This window comes from Pseudonocardia phyllosphaerae, from assembly GCF_046546475.1.
GTDB classification, from domain to species: Bacteria; Actinomycetota; Actinomycetes; order Mycobacteriales; family Pseudonocardiaceae; genus Pseudonocardia; species Pseudonocardia phyllosphaerae.
Genome location: NZ_JBKGXS010000001.1, coordinates 1,130,950 through 1,147,875 on the forward strand (window position 1 = coordinate 1,130,950; position 16,926 = coordinate 1,147,875).

Genomic DNA, 16,926 nt, shown 5'->3' on the forward strand with positions numbered 1-16,926 from the left:
GTCTCCCCGGTGTGCGTCCGGAATCGCCCGGAGCAGGTCACACCGGGCCCCCGTCACGTTAATCGTGGGCAGGGTCCCGGGCGTTTCCGGGGCAGGTCAAACGGGGTGCCGGGCCCGGTGGCGGCCGCCGGTCAGGTCAGGCGGTGCTGCAGCGCGTCGGCCGCGGCCAGCAGGTCCGCGGCCCAGCGCACGCCGGGCCGGCGTCCGATGCGTTCCACCGGCCCGGACACCGACACGGCCGCCACGACCTGGCCGGACGCGTCGCGCACCGGGGCCGACACGCTCGCGACGCCCGGCTCGCGCTCGGCGACGCTCTGCGCCCAGCCGCGCCGGCGGACGTCGACCAGGACGCGCTCGGAGTAGGTCGCGTCGGACAGCACGAGCCGCTGGGTGGCCGGGTCGCACCACGCGGCGAGCACCTTCGCCGCGGAGCCGGCGGTCATCTGCAGCCGGGAGCCGACGGGCACGGTGTCGCGCAGCCCCGACGGCGGCTCGGCGTGCGCGATGCAGATGCGGTGCACGCCGTCGCGCCGGTAGAGCTGCACGCTCTCCCCGGTGATGTCGCGCAGCCGCGGCAGGACCGCGGCCGCCGCGTCGAGCAGCGGGTCCGCGCGGCCACCGGCGAGCTGGCCCAGCGTGGGGCCGGGGTGCCAGCGGCCGTCCGGGGTGCGCAGCAGCATTCCGTGCGCCTCGAGCCCGACGGCGAGGCGGTGCGCGGTCGCGCGGGGCAGTCCCGTCCGCTCACAGAGCTCGGCCAGCCCACAGGGCCCTTCCGCCGTCGCGCGGAGAACCCCCACCGCCTTGTCGAGCACGCCGATCCCGCTAGACTGTCCCACGACGCGATACTAGCTTCCCATTATCTGGGAAGTCCACCACGCAGTGACATCAGTGACACTCAGTGCATTCCGGCGCGAGACCGGGGTGAGGAAGGGAGCGAGCGTGACCTCCGAACGTCCACGCACGCTGGCCGAGAAGGTGTGGGACCGCCACCTGGTCCGCAAGGGCGAGGGTGACGAGCCGGACCTGCTCTACATCGACCTGCACCTGGTCCACGAGGTGACCAGCCCGCAGGCCTTCGACGGGCTGCGGCTCGCCGGCCGCAAGGTCCGCCGCACCGACCTCACGCTGGCCACCGAGGACCACAACGTCCCGACCCTCGACGTGCTCGCCCCGATCGCCGACACCGTGTCTCGCACCCAGGTCGACACGCTGCGGCGCAACTGCGAGGAGTTCGGCGTCACGCTGTACCCGATGAACGACCCCGAGCAGGGGATCGTGCACGTCGTCGGGCCGCAGCTGGGGCTGACCCAGCCGGGCACCACCGTGGTCTGCGGGGACTCGCACACCTCCACGCACGGTGCGTTCGGCGCGATGGCGTTCGGCATCGGCACCTCCGAGGTCGAGCACGTGCTGGCCACGCAGACGCTGCCGCTCAAGCCGTTCAGGACCATGGCGATCAACGTCAACTCCTCCGACGGCACGCTGCGCCCCGGCGTCACCGCGAAGGACGTCATCCTCGCCGTGATCGCCGAGATCGGCACCGGCGGCGGGCAGGGCCACGTCCTGGAGTACCGGGGCAACGTCATCGAGAACCTCTCGATGGAGGCCCGGATGACGATCTGCAACATGTCGATCGAGGCCGGCGCCCGCGCGGGCATGATCGCCCCGGACCGGACGACGTTCGACTACCTGGAGGGCCGCGAGCACGCGCCGAAGGGCGCGGACTGGGACGCCGCCGTCGAGGACTGGCGCAGCCTGCGCACCGACGAGGGTGCCGAGTACGACCGGGTCGTCGACATCGACGCCGACGCGCTCACCCCGTTCGTGACCTGGGGGACCAACCCCGGTCAGGGGCTCCCGCTGGGCGAGCGCGTGCCGGACCCGGAGCAGATCGCCGACGAGGGCGAGCGCGCGTCGGTGGAGAAGGCGCTGCACTACATGGGCCTGACCGGCGGCACCCCGCTGCGTGACGTCGCCGTCGACGCGGTGTTCGTCGGCTCCTGCACCAACGGCCGGATCGAGGACCTGCGCGCCGTCGCCGGGATCCTCGGCGGGCGCACGCTGGCCGACAACATCCGGATGCTCGTCGTCCCGGGCTCGATGCGGGTGCGCCTGCAGGCCGAGGAGGAGGGCCTGGACAAGGTCTTCCTCGACGCCGGTGCCGAGTGGCGTTCCGCGGGCTGCTCGATGTGCCTGGGCATGAACCCCGACCAGCTGGCGCCCGGTGAGCGCTGCGCGTCGACCTCGAACCGCAACTTCGAGGGGCGTCAGGGCAAGGGCAGCCGTACCCACCTGGTGTCGCCGCTCGTCGCGGCCGCGACCGCCGTGCGCGGCACCCTGAGCTCTCCGGAGGACCTGGACTGATGGAGAAGTTCGAGACCCACACCGGGATCGGCGTGCCGCTGCGCTGGTCCAACGTGGACACCGACCAGATCATCCCTGCCGTGTACCTGAAGCGGGTCACCCGGACCGGCTTCGAGGACGGCCTGTTCTCGGCCTGGCGCCAGGACCCGACGTTCGTGCTCAACACCGAGCCCTACGACCGCGGCTCCGTGCTCGTCGCAGGCCCGGACTTCGGCACCGGGTCCTCGCGCGAGCACGCCGTCTGGGCGCTGATGGACTACGGCTTCCGCGTCGTGATCTCCGCGCGCTTCGCCGACATCTTCCGCGGCAACTCGGCCAAGGCCGGGCTCGTCGCGGCGCAGGTGGAGCAGCCCGACGTCGAGCTGATCTGGAAGAAGCTCGAGACCGAGCCGGGTACGCAGGTGACCGTCGACCTCGTCGAGAAGACCGTGCAGGTCGGCGACCTGACCGTGCCGTTCGAGATCGACGACTACGCCCGCTGGCGGCTGCTGGAGGGGCTCGACGACATCGGGCTCACCCTGCGCCACGAGCAGGAGATCACCGAGTTCGAGGCGACGCGTCCGGCGCGGATGCCCCGGACGACGGCCTGATTCGTCTGTTCGCGCGCCGCTGCGTCCTGAGGGCGTAGCGGCGCGCACCCGTTCGGACCTGTACCGCCGGAGGGTATGCGTCCCCGTCGCCCAGCGGATCTGGTGCGGGGCAGGGCCGGAGCCCTACCGTTCGCGACCATGAACAAGGCCCAGCTCGTCGACGCGCTGACCGCCCGCCTCGGGGACCGTCGCACCGCGACCGACGCCGTCGACGCGCTCGTCGACACCATCATGGACACGGTCGGCTCCGGGGAGACGGTCACGCTCACGGGCTTCGGCGTCTTCGAGGCCCGCCGACGCGCGCCCCGGACCGCCCGCAACCCGCGCACCGGCGAGACCGTCCCGGTCGCCGAGACCGTCGTGCCGTCGTTCCGCCCGGGCGCGGCCTTCAAGGAGCGCGTCGCGGAGAGCGAGGCCGCCGCAGCCGGGGCGAGCAGCGCGCCGCGCCGGGCCGCCAAGGCCTGAGCAGCCTGATCCGTTCTCTCGAGAGGTACACGAGAGCTGCGGAGGCATGATCGAACAACCCTCATGTACCTCTCACCGACCGGGCTGTGCCGAGCCGCCGCTCCCGCAGGCTCCGCACCAGGTGCACCGTCCGGTCCGGTGTCCGGGGCAGCCCGGCGTTCGTGAAGCGGAGCGTGTGCCACCCGAGGGCCGACGTCCTGACGTCGCGGTCCCGATCCAGCTCGTCGTCGTGATCACCGCCGTCGTACTCGATCGCGAGCAGAGCTTCGGGGTAGGCGAGGTCGAAGTGCACGTCGCGTCCGTACGGCGGCCGTACCCAGTGCTGGACCGCAGGGCTCGGCAGCCCGGCGAGGACCAGCAACAGCCGTAGCCGGGTCTCCTGCGGGGAACCCGCCCGCGGGTCGGCGAGAGCGACGACGCCGGGGATCCCGGCCGCCCCTCGTGCTCCCGGATGCGCACCGCGCAGCAGTAGCAGCTCCGCCGGGTCGAATCCCGGGCTCGACGCCGTCACCCGCGACCGGTCACGGACCCACGCCGGTGGCGGCGCCTCCGGCCAGGTCGTGAACACCGGCCGTTCGGCGTCGCGGCGGCCCAGCGCGTCGACGGCGACGACGGCCTCGACGCCCTCGAGCCGGCGGGCCAGGTCCCACGCCGTCCGCAGCGGATCGGTGACCAGCACCCCCTGCGCGTACCCGGCGGAGCCGGCGACGCCGCGACGGACGACGAGGTCGGTGCGGGACCGGAAGCGGTGTGGGACGACCACCTCGGCGGGGGCGTCGCGCGGGCCGCACGAGGCCCCCAGCAGCTCCGCCGCGGAGTAACCGCAGGCCGCCCCGCCGAACGGTTCGACGTACTGCGCGGCCGCGTGGGCACGGACGAGGGGAGTGGCCTCGACGTCGGCGTGGACGTAGATGTCCGGGAACAACCGCCGGAACCGTGGTCCACGCAGACGGGACTTGGTGAGCCGGCCGGCGGTGACGGCGGTGGAGCCGCGGAAGGAGCGTTCGTGCGGGAGGAGCACGGTCCGTGTGGTGCGGCGCGGCCGGGTCATCCGCCGAGCGTCACGTGCCCCACGTCCCTGCACGCCCGAACGCTGCGGATCGGTCGCGATCGCAACCGCACGGCCGTCGAGGAGCACAGGAGAGCGGTCGACGCATGATCGAACAGCTCCCCGGTACCCCTCACCGATGAGACCGGTGGCGAGGTGCGGGCGGGCGCCCCGCGAGCTCAGGCCGGTGGGCGCCGGTAGTAGTCGGCGGACTGCAGCGTCCCGTCGGCGTCGAAGCCCAGGACCCAGGTGCTCGCCTTGGCCGACGGCACGTCCTCGACACCGGCGCCGGCCTCGTCGAGCAGGGTCTCCACGACGTCCGGGATCACCCCGCCCTGGCTGCTGATCAGGGTCACCCCGGGCTGCCCGGCGAGCGCGCGGAAGCGGAGCAGGCCGCCGTCGGGGTCCTCCCAGTAGCCACGCTCGCCGAGCAGCGGCTCGGTGGCGATCTCGGTGAAACCGGCCTTCTCGGCGTAGGGCTCGATGGTCTGCGGGCAGCGGACCGGCGGGGCGGCGGCGACGCGGTCCGCGCCGAAGCGCGGCAGGAACTCCGCGAGCCGCCCGGCCTGGGTGGTGCCGGTGCCCGAGAGCGGGCGCAGGTCGTCGTCGCCCACCCAGGACTCGCGGTCCCCGGCCTTGGCGTGGCGCACCAGCACCACCGTCGACGCAGGCACCCCGGCCTCGGCGAGCCGGGTCACCAGCTGCGCGTCGTGCGGGTAGTCGAGCAGCTCGACGGCCTCGGCCGGGGAGACCCAGCGCAGCTCGTCGGTCTCGTCGGTCGGGTCGAAGCCCTGGTCACCGACGACCTCGGCCGCCCAGTAGTGGACGACCTTCTGCCCGGGCTTACCCGGCACCGTGTACGCCGTGTGCCCGAGCCGGGCGCCGAGGCGGCAGTCCAGCCGCGCCTCCTCGGCGGTCTCGCGCAGCGCGGTGCGGGTGAGTGGCTCACCCGGGTCCTGGTGGCCCTTGGGCAGGGACCAGTCGTCGTAGCGGGGGCGGTGCACCAGCGCGACCTCGAAGCCGCCGTCGGGCGTGCGCCGGTAGGGCACCGTCCCGGCAGCGACGACGTCGGCGAGCCCCGCCGGGTCGACCTCGGCTCCGTCGGTGCGGACGCGGGTCAGCAGTGGCATGGAACGCTCAGTCCTCCGACGAGCCGCGGCGGGACTTCATCATCTCGATCTGGTGGTCGCGGACCCGGATGTTCTCCGAGCCCGGTGCCGGCGACGGCGACCACGACCCGTCCGCCTGGAGCGCCCAGCAGCGGGTCGCCGGGTCCAGGCAGGAGTCGAACATCTCGCCGAGCTGGTCGGCGAGCTTCGGGTCCGCCACCCGCAGCATGACCTCGACGCGGCGGTCGAGGTTGCGGTGCATCATGTCCGCCGAGCCGATCCAGTACTCGTCGGCCGCGCCGAAGTGCAGCACCCGGGAGTGCTCCAGGAACGGCCCCAGGATCGACCGGACGGTGATGTTCTCCGACAGGCCCGGACGGCCGGGGATCAGCGCGCAGATGCCGCGCACGATGATGTCGACCGGCACCCCCGCCCGCGACGCCCGGTAGCAGGCGTCGATGATCGCCTCGTCGACCAGGGAGTTGGCCTTGATCTGCACCCGGGCCCCGGGCTCGCCTGCGCGGTGGGCCTCGATCTCGTCGTCGATCCGGCGGACGATGCCGCGCCGGATCCCGTACGGCGCGACCAGCAGGCTGCGGTAGGAGTTCTGCCGCGAGTAGCCGGTCAGCGAGTTGAACAGGTCCGTCAGGTCCGCGCCGATGGTCGGGTCGGCGGTGAGCACGCCGATGTCCTCGTAGAGCCGGGCGGTCTTGGGGTTGTAGTTGCCGGTACCGATGTGGCAGTAGCGGCGGATCTCCGACCCCTCCTGGCGGACGACCAGGCAGGTCTTGCAGTGCGTCTTCAGCCCGACCAGGCCGTACACCACGTGCACGCCTGCCTTCTCCAGCTCGCGCGCCCAGCGGATGTTGGCCTGCTCGTCGAACCGGGCCTTGATCTCCACCAGCGCGACGACCTGCTTGCCGGCCTCGGCGGCGTCGATCAGCGCGTTGACGATCGGCGAGTCACCGGAGGTCCGGTACAGCGTCTGCTTGATCGCCAGGACGTTCGGGTCGGCCGCGGCCTGCTCGATGAAGCGCTGGGTCGAGGTGGAGAACGAGTCGTACGGGTGGTGCACCAGCACGTCGCCCTCGCGCAGGGTCGCGAACACGCTGCGCGGGGTCTCCCGCTCGGCGAACGCGGGGTGCGTGGCCGGGCGGAACGGCTCGTCCTTCAGATCCGGCCGGTTGACGCCGTGGATCTGCCAGAGCCCGGTCAGGTCGAGCAGCCCGGGCACGGTGACGACGTCGTTGGGGTCGACGTCGAGCTCGCGCAGCAGCAGCTCGAGCACGTGCTCGGACATGGTGTCGAGTACCTCGAGCCGCACCGGCGGGCCGAAGCGGCGCCGGGCGAGCTCGCGCTCCAGGGCCTGCAGCAGGTCCTCGTCGCGGTCCTCCTCGACCTCCAGGTCGGCGTTACGCGTGACGCGGAACGGGTGGACCTCGGTGACCTCCATGCCGTTGAACAGCTGGCCGAGGTGCGCCGAGATCAGCTCCTCGATCGGCAGGAAGGTGACCTGCTTGTTGCCCGACAGCGCGTCCGGCGGGTCGACGGTCACCAGCCGCGGCACGTTGTTCGGGACCTTGACCCTGGCGAAGCGCTCGGTGCGGCCCTCGGGGTCGCGCACGGTCACCGCGAGGTTCAGCGACAGCCCGGAGATGTAGGGGAACGGGTGCGCCGGGTCGACCGCGAGCGGGGTCAGCACCGGGTAGACCTGCTCGGAGAAGTAGTCCGACAGGCGCAGCCGCTCGGCCTCGGTCAGCTCCTCCCAGGAGCGGATGTGGATGCCGGCGGCGTCGAGCTCGGGGCGCAGCTCGTCGCGGAACACCTCGGCCTGCGCGCGGGACAGGTCCCGGCTGCGCTCGGTGACCCGGGCGAGCTGCTGGCGCGGGGTGAGGCCGTCGGCGCTGCGCACGCTCAGCCCGGTCTCGTCGCGGCGCTTCAGCCCGGCGACGCGGACCATGTAGAACTCGTCGAGGTTCGACGCGAAGATCGCCAGGAACTTGGCGCGCTCCAGCAGCGGCTGGCTGGCGTCCTCGGCGAGCGCGAGCACCCGGGCGTTGAAGTCCAGCCAGGACAGCTCCCGGTTGAGGTAGCGGTCCTCGGGCAGCACGTCGGCCGACGCCGGCACCGGCGTCGTCGCGCCCGCGGGCGGCTGGATCGGTGCCGCACCGGCCGGGGCCGCGGGCACCGTCGGCGGAGCGGGCGGCGCGGGCGGACCGGCCTGCTGCGGGATGTGCTGCTCGGGCTCGCCGTTCTGCTCGACGGCGGCCTCCGCGGTCTCCTGCACGGTGCGGTTCGCGGTGTGCACGCGGCGCGACGCGGGGCGCGGAGTCCGCTTCGCGGCGCCGGCCCGGGACCGCGCAGGACCCGAGCCCGGCCCCTTCTTCGCGGTGCCGCTCGACGAGGGGGTGGTGCCGTTCCGGTTGGTGCTGTTGCTCGGGTCGTCCTTCACGCGGCCGATTGTTTCGCACCGCGTGGTCGTGGTCCACGTGAGAGCGCCCCGATCAGATGAAATCTCCGTGAGGTCGCTCTCGCGAGGGGGTCGTACCTGCGATTCGTGTGCAGCGAGTCACCGTCGGCACGGGTGAACTACGGTGCCGGGCACCGGGTGGGTCCGGCCGGGCCGAGGTCGCGGTCGCGCTCGGTGACCACCGCGGCCGTCCACGTGCCGACGCCCAGGCGCAGCGCGTCGTCGAGGTCGGCGGCGGTGTCGACGTCGCGGCGCAGGCTCTCCCGGGCCCCGGTCAGCGGCAGCGCGCCGGACCCCGCGTGCGCCGACGCCGAGGGCCCGCCGAAGTGCGGGTCGAGGTCCACCCCGGGCGCGGCGAGCAGCAGCGTCGTGCCCTCGGCGGGCGCGTCGGGGACGAACACCCGCCGCGTGCCACCGGCGAACAGCAGCGCCGCGGCGGCGACGGCGTCGTCGAGGTCGGAGCCGCGCAGCGCGGGCAGGTCCGCCTGCAGCGCACCGATCGCGGCGTTCGCGTCGCGGGAGCGCAGGATGCTCGCGCCGTGCCGCAGCGCGCCGTTGAGCTCGCGCCCAGGATCGGTCGCGACCTCGACGCCGAGCTGCCCCATCTCGATCGCGACGGCCGGGTCCGCGGAGATCACCAGCACCCGCCGCACCGAGGCGGCCGACGCGGCGGCGGCGACGGTGTCGCGGGCCAGCGCGAGCGCGAGCCGCTGGTGCGCCCCGGCGTCGCCGACGCCGCGGTCGGCGGCCCCGCGCAGCCGGGTCTTGGCGCGCGGCAGCGGTTTCACCGGTACGACCAGGTCCACCCGCAGCGTCACGCGTCCATCGTGGCACCGATCCGCGCCCGGCCGGTGACGGGCATGTGACCGGGTCGGCTTTACCCGCGCGGCCCCGTCCGGGGAGACTCCGTGCGACGTCCGTGGATCACCCGGTCCCGGACCGCTGCGACCCCGCCGTGACGCGGGGGTGAGGAGGCCTGCCGGTGGCCCGCGAGAAGGGCGGATTCTGGATCGGGCTGTGTGTCCCGATCTTCTACCCGCTGGGATGGCTCACCGGGCGCCAGCGCTACGAGGGGCGGGAGCACCTGCCCGCCAAGGGCGGCGCGCTGGTCGTCGGCAACCACATCTCCTACCTGGACCCGGTGCACACCGCGCTGTGGGTGCACACCGCGCGCCGGGCGCCGCGGTTCCTGGCGAAGAGCTCGCTGTGGAAGGTGCCGGTGCTGGGCCGGATCATGCGCGGCTCCGGGCAGATCCCGGTCTACCGCGACACCGCCGACGCCCAGCAGAGCCTCTCGGCAGGCGTCCAGGCCCTCGCCGACGGCAAGTCGCTGATCATCTACCCGGAGGGGACGATCACCCGCGACCCCGACGGCTGGCCGATGCGCGCCCGCACCGGCGTCGCCCGGATGGCGCTCGCCTCGGACGTCCCGATCATCCCGGTCGTGCACTGGGGCACCCGCGAGGTCTACGACCACTACAACGGCAAGAAGTTCCGGCCGTTGCCGCGCAACCAGATCACCGTCCGCGCGGGGGAGCCGGTGGACCTGTCGGCCTACCGGGGCCGCCCGATGGACGCCGCGGTGCTGCGCGAGGTCACCGACCTGATCATGGGCAGGGTGCGCGACCTGCTGGCCGACGTGCGCGGCGAGCCCGCGCCCACCGAGTTCTACCGGCGCGGTGGTGCCCGGGAGGCCGAGGCGTGATCCGCGCGGTCAACGAACCCGTGCACGACCTGCACCGGATCGCCGTCCTCGGCGCGGGCAGCTGGGGGACGACGTTCGCGAAGGTGCTCGCCGACGCAGGCCGCGAGGTCCGGCTGTGGGCGCGCCGCCGCGACGTCGCCACGGCGATCAACTCCGGCCATCACAACCCGGACTACCTGCCCGAGGTCGAGCTGCCGGGCCGGCTCACCGCCACCAGCGACCCCGGCGAGGCCCTCGACGGCGCCGACGCGGTGATCCTCGCGGTGCCCTCGCAGTCGTTGCGCGCCAACCTCGAGGACTGGTCCGGGCTGATCCCCGACGGCGTCACGCTGGCCAGCCTGGCCAAGGGCGTCGAGCTGGGGACGCTCAAGACGATGACCCAGGTCGTGCAGGACGTGACCGGGGTGGAGACCGAGCGGCTCGCCGTCGTCTCCGGGCCGAACCTGGCCGGGGAGATCGCGCACGAGCAGCCCACCGCGACCGTGATCGCCTGCACCGACCACGAGCGGGCCGTCGCGCTGCAGACCGCGTGCGCGACCGGCTACTTCCGCGCCTACACCAACACCGACGTCGTCGGCGCGGAGATGGGCGGCGCGGGCAAGAACGTGATCGCACTCGCCGTCGGCGTCGCGTCCGGGATGGGGCTGGGCGACAACTCGCGCGCCTCCCTGATCACCCGCGGGCTGGCCGAGATGTCCCGGCTGGGGACGGCGCTGGGCGCCTCGCCGATGACGTTCGCCGGGCTGGCCGGGATGGGCGACCTGGTGGCGACGTGCTCGTCGCCGCTGTCGCGCAACCGGACCTTCGGCGAGCAGCTGGGCCGCGGCGCGAGCCTGGCCGAGGCCGAGCGCGCCAACAACGGCCAGGTCGCCGAGGGCGTCAAGTCCTGCCTGTCGATCTGCGAGCTGGGCGAGCAGCACGACGTCGAGCTGCCGATCGCCGACGGCGTGCGCCGGATGTGCCACGAGGACATGTCCGCGCCGGCGCTGGCGAAGGAACTGATCTCCCGGGCACCCAAACCGGAGTGAGCGCGTCGTAGGCTCGCCCCGATGAGCGGCGACGGCACGATCTGCATCCGGGGCAACGAGCACTCCGAGGGCCCCGGCGGCGTCGCCGTCGGCGCCCCGGTGCACCGCGGACCCGTCCTGACCAGCGCGTACCACCTCGGGCTGCCGGGTCAGGAGGAGCCGGGCGCGGACTTCTACGCCCGCGCCGACAACCCGACGTGGCGCGAGTTCGAGGCCGCCGTCGGCGCGCTGGAGGGCGGGCCGTGCACGGTCTACCCGTCCGGGATGGCGGCGATCGCGGCCGTGCTGCGCGGCTTCTCGACGCCCGAGCGCGGCGTGCTGCTGCCCAGCGACGGCTACTACGTCGCCCGCGCCCTGGCCGACGAGGAGCTGGTCGCGCTCGGCATCGACGTCGCCTACTGCGCGACGGCGGGGGACTGGGCCGAGGCGATCGCGACGGCGCGCCCAGGGCTGGTGATGGTGGAGACGCCGTCGAACCCGGGGCTGGAGGTGTGCGACATCCGCGCCGTCGCCGAGGCCGCGCACGAGGCCGGGGCGGTGCTCGCCGTCGACAACACCACGTGCACGCCGCTGGGCCAGCGCCCGCTGGAGCTGGGCGCGGACTTCTCGCTGGCCTCGGACACCAAGGCGATCGCCGGGCACGGCGACGTGCTGCTCGGGCACGTCGCGGCCGCGGACCCGCTGCACGCGGAGCGGCTGCGCGCGGCCCGCACCCGCGGCGGTGCGATCGCAGGCCCGATGGAGGTGTGGCTGGCCCGGCGCGGGCTGGAGACCCTGGACCTGCGGCTGGCCCGGCAGGCGGAGAACGCCCGCGCGCTGGCGCTGGCGCTGCGCGAGCACCCCGCCGTGCGCGACGTGCGCTGGCCCGGTCTGGCCGACGACCCGTCGCACGTGCCGGCTCGGGAGCAGATGCGGCGCTGGAACGGGATCCTGCGCTTCACGCTGCCCGACGCCCGCGCCGTCGCCGAGTGGCTGGACGCGACCCGGCTGGTCGACTCCGCGACGAGCTTCGGCGGGTTGCGCACCTCGGCGGACCGCCGCGCCCGCTGGGGCGACGCCGTGCCGGACGGCCTGGTGCGGCTGTCGTGCGGCTGCGAGGACACCGAGGACCTGCTCGACGACGTGCTCGGCGCGCTCGACCGCCTCGGCTGAGCCCCGGCCGGGGGCCGCCGCTACTCGCGGGGGATCTCGGCGATCCAGCCCTGCTGCTCGGCCGGGCTCAGGTCGCAGTCGGGGCAGACCGAGATGAACTGCGGGACGCCGTCGGAGACGACGACCTGGACCCTCTCCCGGATGGCCCGGCGGCCGCAGCAGGTGCACTGGGCGTCCGGACCGAACCGCTCGGCGTCCCTACCGGCGCGCGCGGCGTTCTCGTCCATGACACGTGTGTAGCCCGCCGCGACGCGCCCGTCACGGGATCCGCGACGGGGTGTGGCGAACTGCACGCCGAGCGTCACGGGTGCGTTTCCGCTGGTTACGGCGCTATGACCGACGCCGGGATCGGCAGGCTTCCGGCGCCGCCGGTCCGGCCGGGAGATCGAGCCGGATCCTCCCGTACACCTTCCCGCGGAGCTGTTATCACACTCGCGTAACCAGGCTTCCGTATGGTCGACTGCACATGGGCCCCGTGAGTCCTGGAGGTGGTTGCGTGCCGTACCGACAACCCGTCCCTGGTGGTGCCGAGAAGCGCTCCCCGGCGCTCACCTCGGTGGAGGACTGCGGCCCGGCACCGGGCAGCGCCACCACTGTGCCGACCACCAGTGCGCCGACCACGACACCGGCCCAGGTGCCGCACGGGTCCCGGGTCCTGCTCCTCAACGCCAGCTTCGAGCCGCTCGCCGTAGTGACCTCGAAGCGGGCCATCTGCCTGCTGCTCTCCGGCAAGGCCGAGTGCCTCCAGGAGGCGCTGGAGGGCTCCGCGTTCCACTCCGAGAACCTCGAGCTCCCCGCTCCCTCGGTGCTGCGGCTCTCCCGCTACGTGCGCGTGCCCTACCGCCGTGCGGTCCCGATGACCCGCGCCGGTGTGCTCCGCCGGGACGGCCGGCGCTGTGCCTACTGCTCCCGCCGCGCCGACACGATCGACCACGTCATCCCGCGCAGCCGCGGGGGCCAGCACAGCTGGGAGAACTGCGTGGCCGCGTGCCGGGCCTGCAACTCGAAGAAGGCCGACCGGCTGATCGAGGAGATCGGCTGGACGCTGCCGAAGAAGCCCGGCCCGCCCGCCCGCAACGGGGCCGGCGTGCTGGTGCTGGCCGTCGAGCCGCTCCCGGCCTGGGAGCCCTGGCTCGCCGCGGCGTGAACTCGCGGACGTCGTGACCGGTGCCGGGTGGTTTCCCCGCCCGGCACCGGATCACGCGTTCTCAGCGGCGCAGCAGCGCCCGCCAGGCCCGCCGCACCTGCGCCGGGACGACCGACGAGCGCGCGCCGCGGCCCGTGCGGGCCCGGAACGCCCCGCACGCCGAGCCGCAGGCGCTGCAGTCGCTGCCCGGGCGGTAGTGCTCGTGCGCGTCCCGGCTGTGCCCGCAACGGCACAGGTCCGTGGTCGCGGCGGGGGTGACCGGCCCGAACGTCACACCGTTCTCCGAGGACGTCCGCGGCTGCGGCAGGACGATGACCGGGGTGTCGCGGGTGGTGTTCACGTCGGTTCCTCCGAGCGGGCTGGGGGCTCCCGGCACTCTTGCGGTACCGGGCGGGTCTCGCGACGGCCGATCGGCCGTTCTGCCCGGATTCTCGGTTGGTCCGGACGGCCCATTAGCGGTGCTGCGTCCGGATCGACACATCTGATGACGGTGACGTGATCGTCCTCCACGTTCCGTGACGCAACCCCCTGTCGCACCTGCGGGAACGGGTGATCCACTTCGTCCGGACGCGCCGGGGCCGCGTAACACCGGCGCTCCTGGCACGACGAGAAGTGGAGACCCGCAGCCGACGGGTCCTTCCCGGCCGAGGAGGCACCGGACCCGATGCGCAACGCCGTACCCCCCACCCGGGGCGACGACCTGGTCCCGGGCATGCGCCCGGACCGTCCCCGGCGGCGCGGGCGCCGCGTGCTGGTCGCGTTGCTGGCCGTGGTCCTGCTGCTCCTGCTGGCCGCCGCGGGCGCGGTCGCGTACCTGACGTCGTCGATCGGCAACGACATCTCCCGGATCCCGGACGCGTTCCGCGGGATCGACGCGAACGACCGTCCGGCGAGCTTCGGCGGCACCACGTTCCTGCTGGTCGGCACGGACTCCCGCTCCAGCGAGCCCACCACCGGCTCCGAGGCGGACCCGAACGCCGACGCCGGCAGCCAGCGCAGCGACGTGATCATGCTCGGCACCGTCGCGCCGGACGGCAGCAACGCCTCGGTCGTCTCCATCCCGCGCGACTCGTGGGTCGAGGTGCCCGGCAAGGGCATGAACAAGATCAACGCCGCGTACGCGTTCGGCGGGGCGCCGCTGCTCATCGAGACCGTCGAGAAGCTGACCGGGGTGCGCGTCGACCACTTCGGCGTCATCGACTTCGCCGGGTTCACCGGGCTGGTCGACTCCGTCGGCGGGATCGACGTCGACGTCGCGCAGGCCACCAGCAACAACGGCGTCGACTTCCGCGCCGGGCGCAACCACCTCGACGGCACCCAGGCGCTGGCCTACGTCCGGCAGCGGCACGGCCTGCCCAACGGCGACCTGGACCGCGCCGCGCGCCAGCAGAACGCGATGAAGGCGCTGCTGACCACGGTGCAGCGCAAGGCGAGCACCGACCCGGCGGCGCTGTACGCGTTCGCGACCAACGTCGGTGACGCGGTGAGCGTGGACGACTCGCTGTCCAACACCGGGCTGGCGCAGCTCGCACTGCAGTCGCGCGACCTGCGGGCCTCGAACGTCGCGTTCGTGACCGCCCCGGTGCGCGGCCTGGGCCGGGAGGGCGCGCAGTCGGTCGTCTACCTCGACGACGACCGCGGCGCCGAGCTGTGGGGCGCGGTCCGCAACGGCTCGGTGACCGAGTGGAGCGACCGGCACCCGTCGCAGAGCCTGTCGGGACTTCCGTCGTGACGGTCTGCGGATACCAGAACGGCCGGTGCGGGAGTCCGCACCGGCCGTCCGATGAGCTCAGAGGAGTCCGGAAGGGCTCACCACACCTTCCAGGGCGCCTCGCCGGCGTTCCAGAGCTTGTTGAGCTCCTGGTAGTCCTTGAAGGTGTCCATGGCGGACCAGAAGCCGTCGTGGCGGTGGACGCCGAGCTTCCCGTCGCGGGCGACGCGCTGCAGCGGGGTGTGCTCGAGCCAGAGCTGCGGGTCGTCGTCGAGGTAGTCGTCGAGGAACTCGCGCTTGAAGGCGAAGAAGCCGCCGGAGACGAAGCCGGAGACCTGGGTGGGCTTCTCGTTGAACTCGACGACCTGGTTGTCCTCGACGTGCATCTCGCCGAACTTCGACGTCGGGTGCACACCGGTCACGGTGCCGACGTTGCCGGACTGCTCGTGCTCCTTGGTGAGCTGCGCCAGGTCGATGTCGGAGACGCCGTCGCCGTAGGTGAGCAGGAAGTTGTCGGTGTCGATGTAGTCCTTGATGCGGCGGACGCGCGCACCGGTCGCGGTCTCCAGACCGGTCTCGGCGAAGGTGATCTGCCAGTCCTCGTCGACGCCGTTGTGGAAGTCGATCTGGTGCTGGTCACCCATGTTGAGGGTGAAGTCCGAGCGCCGGGCGCGGTAGTCGAGGAAGTACTCCTTGATGGCCCAGCTCTTGTAGCCCAGGCACAGCACGAAGCGACGGAAGCCGGCGTTGCGGTAGATCTTCATGATGTGCCAGAGGATCGGCTGCCCGCCGATCTCCACCATCGCCTTGGGCAGGGACTCGCTGGCCTCGCGGATGCGGGTGCCCTGGCCACCACAGAGGATGACGACCGGAGTGTCGGAGTTCATGCGGGCCTTCCGTTGGATCGGGAGCCTGTTCGGCGGGACAAGTTACTCGGTTTGCGTGTCCATGGCAGACTCGGGCCCTCCCAAGCGACCGGGGGTCCGAATGTCCGCTGACCTGCGCTCACCAGGTCTTCCACGGAGCGTCGCCGCGCGACCACAGACCGTTGAGGTACTGGAAGTCCTTGTAGGTGTCCATGGCGCACCAGAACCCGTCGTGGGTGTGGACGCCGAGCTGCCCGTCGCGGGCGAGCTTCTGCAGCGGCTCGTGCTCGAGCCACAGGTCGTCGCCGCCGGAGGCGAGGTAGTCGGTCAGGAACTCGCGCTTGAAGGCGAAGAACCCGCCGGAGACGAAGCCGGACACCTGGGTGGGCTTCTCGTTGAACTCGACGACCTGGCCGCCGTCGACGTGCATCTCGCCGAACTTCGACGTCGGGTGCACGCCGGTGACGGTGCCGACCAGCCCGGACGCCTCGTGCTCGTCGGCCAGGGCGGCGATGTCGATGTCCGAGACGCCGTCGCCGTAGGTCAGCAGGAAGTTCTCGGTGTCGATGTACGGGGCGATCGCCGCGACCCGCGAGCCGGTCGCGGCCTCCAGCCCGGTCTCGGCGAAGGTGATCTCCCAGTCCTCCGCGGCCTCGCTGTGGAACGCCGCCGGCTCGCCGCCGCCCAGAGACAGCGTGAAGTCCGCGGAGCGGGCCCGGTAGTCGAGGAAGTACTCCTTGATGGCCCAGCTCTTGTAGCCCAGGCAGAGCACGAAGCGACGGAAGCCGGCCTGGCGGTAGAGCTTCATGATGTGCCAGACGATGGGCCTGCCACCCACCTCGACCATGGCCTTGGGCAGGGACTCGCTGGCCTCGCGGATGCGGGTGCCCTGGCCGCCGCAGAGGATGACGACGGGAGTGTCGGGGTGCATGAACGCCTTCCGTGCCGGGGGAACCGGCGCTGGGGAGCAAGGGGTGTTGCGTGGGTACGTCCGTACACCATCGCAGGGGTGTTAGCAGGGTGTGACGCACGTCCTGGGCTGCCAGGAGAGAGATCCCGCCAAACGACGAAGTCGTTCACACGCCTGAGACATCGAGTTCGTTGTGTCTAGAGAAGGGCGCCGCGATCTCATTGCCGACGTCCGGGGACTGTCCGGAAGATCGTGTGTGGGCGGTGATCGTCTGTGTCAGTTCAGGGCGATCCGGTCGCCGTAGAACAGTGTCAACGCGTTCAGTGCAGCCTTCCAGCCGGTGGTCCGGCCGGTCACGTTG

At 72.7% G+C, this 16,926-nt stretch carries 18 protein-coding genes; 8 read left to right on the forward strand and 10 right to left on the reverse strand.

Annotated elements, in window-relative coordinates:
* Nucleotides 1-131: 131 nt before the first annotated feature.
* On the reverse strand, nucleotides 132-836 hold the full coding sequence (locus ACLE50_RS05305; protein ID WP_410942202.1) for an IclR family transcriptional regulator: 705 nt from the start codon (nucleotides 834-836) through the stop codon (nucleotides 132-134).
* A 103-nt stretch (nucleotides 837-939) separates the two neighbouring features.
* Here ACLE50_RS05305 and leuC point away from each other — a divergent pair, with 103 nt between their 5' ends.
* The 3 genes from leuC (at nucleotide 940) to ACLE50_RS05320 (ending at nucleotide 3,419) form a co-directional block, all read left to right on the forward strand.
* Nucleotides 940-2,364 carry a 3-isopropylmalate dehydratase large subunit gene (gene leuC / locus ACLE50_RS05310; protein WP_410942203.1) on the forward strand — a complete coding sequence of 475 codons (1,425 nt, stop codon included), beginning with the start codon at nucleotides 940-942 and terminating at the stop codon, nucleotides 2,362-2,364.
* On the forward strand, nucleotides 2,364-2,954 hold the full coding sequence (gene leuD, locus ACLE50_RS05315) for a 3-isopropylmalate dehydratase small subunit (RefSeq protein WP_410942204.1): 591 nt from the start codon (nucleotides 2,364-2,366) through the stop codon (nucleotides 2,952-2,954). The genes leuC and leuD overlap by 1 nt, the downstream gene beginning before the upstream one ends.
* Nucleotides 2,955-3,092: 138 nt before the next feature.
* On the forward strand, nucleotides 3,093-3,419 hold the full coding sequence (locus tag ACLE50_RS05320; protein ID WP_410942205.1) for an HU family DNA-binding protein: 327 nt from the start codon (nucleotides 3,093-3,095) through the stop codon (nucleotides 3,417-3,419).
* Between the two features lie 61 nt (nucleotides 3,420-3,480).
* Here the strand turns inward: ACLE50_RS05320 and ACLE50_RS05325 are convergent, their stop codons facing one another.
* The 4 genes from ACLE50_RS05325 to cofC all read right to left on the reverse strand — a co-directional run bounded on the left by ACLE50_RS05325 (nucleotide 3,481) and on the right by cofC (nucleotide 8,864).
* Complete coding sequence (locus ACLE50_RS05325) at nucleotides 3,481-4,470, reverse strand: DUF559 domain-containing protein (RefSeq protein WP_410942206.1); 990 nt, start codon at nucleotides 4,468-4,470, stop codon at nucleotides 3,481-3,483.
* Nucleotides 4,471-4,646: 176 nt separating this feature from the next.
* Complete coding sequence (locus ACLE50_RS05330; protein ID WP_410942207.1) at nucleotides 4,647-5,597, reverse strand: NUDIX hydrolase; 951 nt, start codon at nucleotides 5,595-5,597, stop codon at nucleotides 4,647-4,649.
* 7 nt (nucleotides 5,598-5,604) lie between these two features.
* Nucleotides 5,605-8,028 carry an RNA degradosome polyphosphate kinase gene (locus ACLE50_RS05335; RefSeq protein ID WP_410942208.1) on the reverse strand — a complete coding sequence of 808 codons (2,424 nt, stop codon included), beginning with the start codon at nucleotides 8,026-8,028 and terminating at the stop codon, nucleotides 5,605-5,607.
* Nucleotides 8,029-8,165: 137 nt separating this feature from the next.
* Nucleotides 8,166-8,864, reverse strand: coding sequence for a 2-phospho-L-lactate guanylyltransferase (cofC, locus tag ACLE50_RS05340; protein ID WP_410942209.1), 699 nt, complete (start codon nucleotides 8,862-8,864; stop codon nucleotides 8,166-8,168).
* A 164-nt stretch (nucleotides 8,865-9,028) separates the two neighbouring features.
* On the opposite strand from cofC, the gene ACLE50_RS05345 reads away from it, so the two are divergent.
* From ACLE50_RS05345 to ACLE50_RS05355, 3 genes are read left to right on the forward strand one after another with little or no spacing between them, the layout of a single operon-like run.
* Nucleotides 9,029-9,751, forward strand: a complete 723-nt coding sequence (locus ACLE50_RS05345) for a lysophospholipid acyltransferase family protein (RefSeq protein ID WP_410942210.1) — start codon at nucleotides 9,029-9,031, stop codon at nucleotides 9,749-9,751.
* The gene (locus tag ACLE50_RS05350) at nucleotides 9,748-10,779 is read left to right on the forward strand and encodes an NAD(P)H-dependent glycerol-3-phosphate dehydrogenase (protein ID WP_410942211.1); all 1,032 of its coding nucleotides are present in this window, start codon (nucleotides 9,748-9,750) and stop codon (nucleotides 10,777-10,779) included. Before ACLE50_RS05345 ends, ACLE50_RS05350 begins: the two co-directional genes overlap by 4 nt.
* Before the next feature lie 21 nt (nucleotides 10,780-10,800).
* Entirely contained in the window at nucleotides 10,801-11,931 is a 1,131-nt protein-coding gene (locus ACLE50_RS05355; RefSeq protein ID WP_410942212.1) for a cystathionine gamma-lyase, read from the forward strand.
* A gap of 20 nt (nucleotides 11,932-11,951) precedes the next feature.
* Here ACLE50_RS05355 and ACLE50_RS05360 read toward each other — a convergent pair whose 3' ends face one another.
* A complete protein-coding gene (locus ACLE50_RS05360) occupies nucleotides 11,952-12,158 on the reverse strand; it encodes a hypothetical protein (protein ID WP_410942213.1) in 207 nt (68 codons plus the stop codon).
* A 269-nt stretch (nucleotides 12,159-12,427) separates the two neighbouring features.
* Here ACLE50_RS05360 and ACLE50_RS05365 point away from each other — a divergent pair, with 269 nt between their 5' ends.
* A complete protein-coding gene (locus tag ACLE50_RS05365) occupies nucleotides 12,428-13,078 on the forward strand; it encodes an HNH endonuclease (protein ID WP_410942214.1) in 651 nt (216 codons plus the stop codon).
* A gap of 61 nt (nucleotides 13,079-13,139) precedes the next feature.
* On the opposite strand, the gene ACLE50_RS05370 is transcribed toward ACLE50_RS05365, so the two are convergent.
* Nucleotides 13,140-13,418 carry a hypothetical protein gene (locus ACLE50_RS05370; protein ID WP_410942215.1) on the reverse strand — a complete coding sequence of 93 codons (279 nt, stop codon included), beginning with the start codon at nucleotides 13,416-13,418 and terminating at the stop codon, nucleotides 13,140-13,142.
* A 324-nt stretch (nucleotides 13,419-13,742) separates the two neighbouring features.
* Here ACLE50_RS05370 and ACLE50_RS05375 point away from each other — a divergent pair, with 324 nt between their 5' ends.
* Nucleotides 13,743-14,810, forward strand: coding sequence for an LCP family protein (locus ACLE50_RS05375; RefSeq protein ID WP_410942216.1), 1,068 nt, complete (start codon nucleotides 13,743-13,745; stop codon nucleotides 14,808-14,810).
* Nucleotides 14,811-14,887: 77 nt separating this feature from the next.
* On the opposite strand, the gene ACLE50_RS05380 is transcribed toward ACLE50_RS05375, so the two are convergent.
* From ACLE50_RS05380 to ACLE50_RS05390, 3 genes are all read right to left on the reverse strand, one after another.
* Complete coding sequence (locus tag ACLE50_RS05380; RefSeq protein ID WP_410942217.1) at nucleotides 14,888-15,676, reverse strand: glucose-1-phosphate cytidylyltransferase; 789 nt, start codon at nucleotides 15,674-15,676, stop codon at nucleotides 14,888-14,890.
* Nucleotides 15,677-15,794: 118 nt separating this feature from the next.
* Nucleotides 15,795-16,586 (reverse strand): glucose-1-phosphate cytidylyltransferase, encoded by a 792-nt coding sequence (locus ACLE50_RS05385; RefSeq protein ID WP_410942218.1) that lies wholly within the window; start codon nucleotides 16,584-16,586, stop codon nucleotides 15,795-15,797.
* 145 nt (nucleotides 16,587-16,731) lie between these two features.
* On the reverse strand, nucleotides 16,732-16,926 hold a 195-nt coding region (locus tag ACLE50_RS05390; protein ID WP_410942219.1), incomplete at its 5' end, for a hypothetical protein.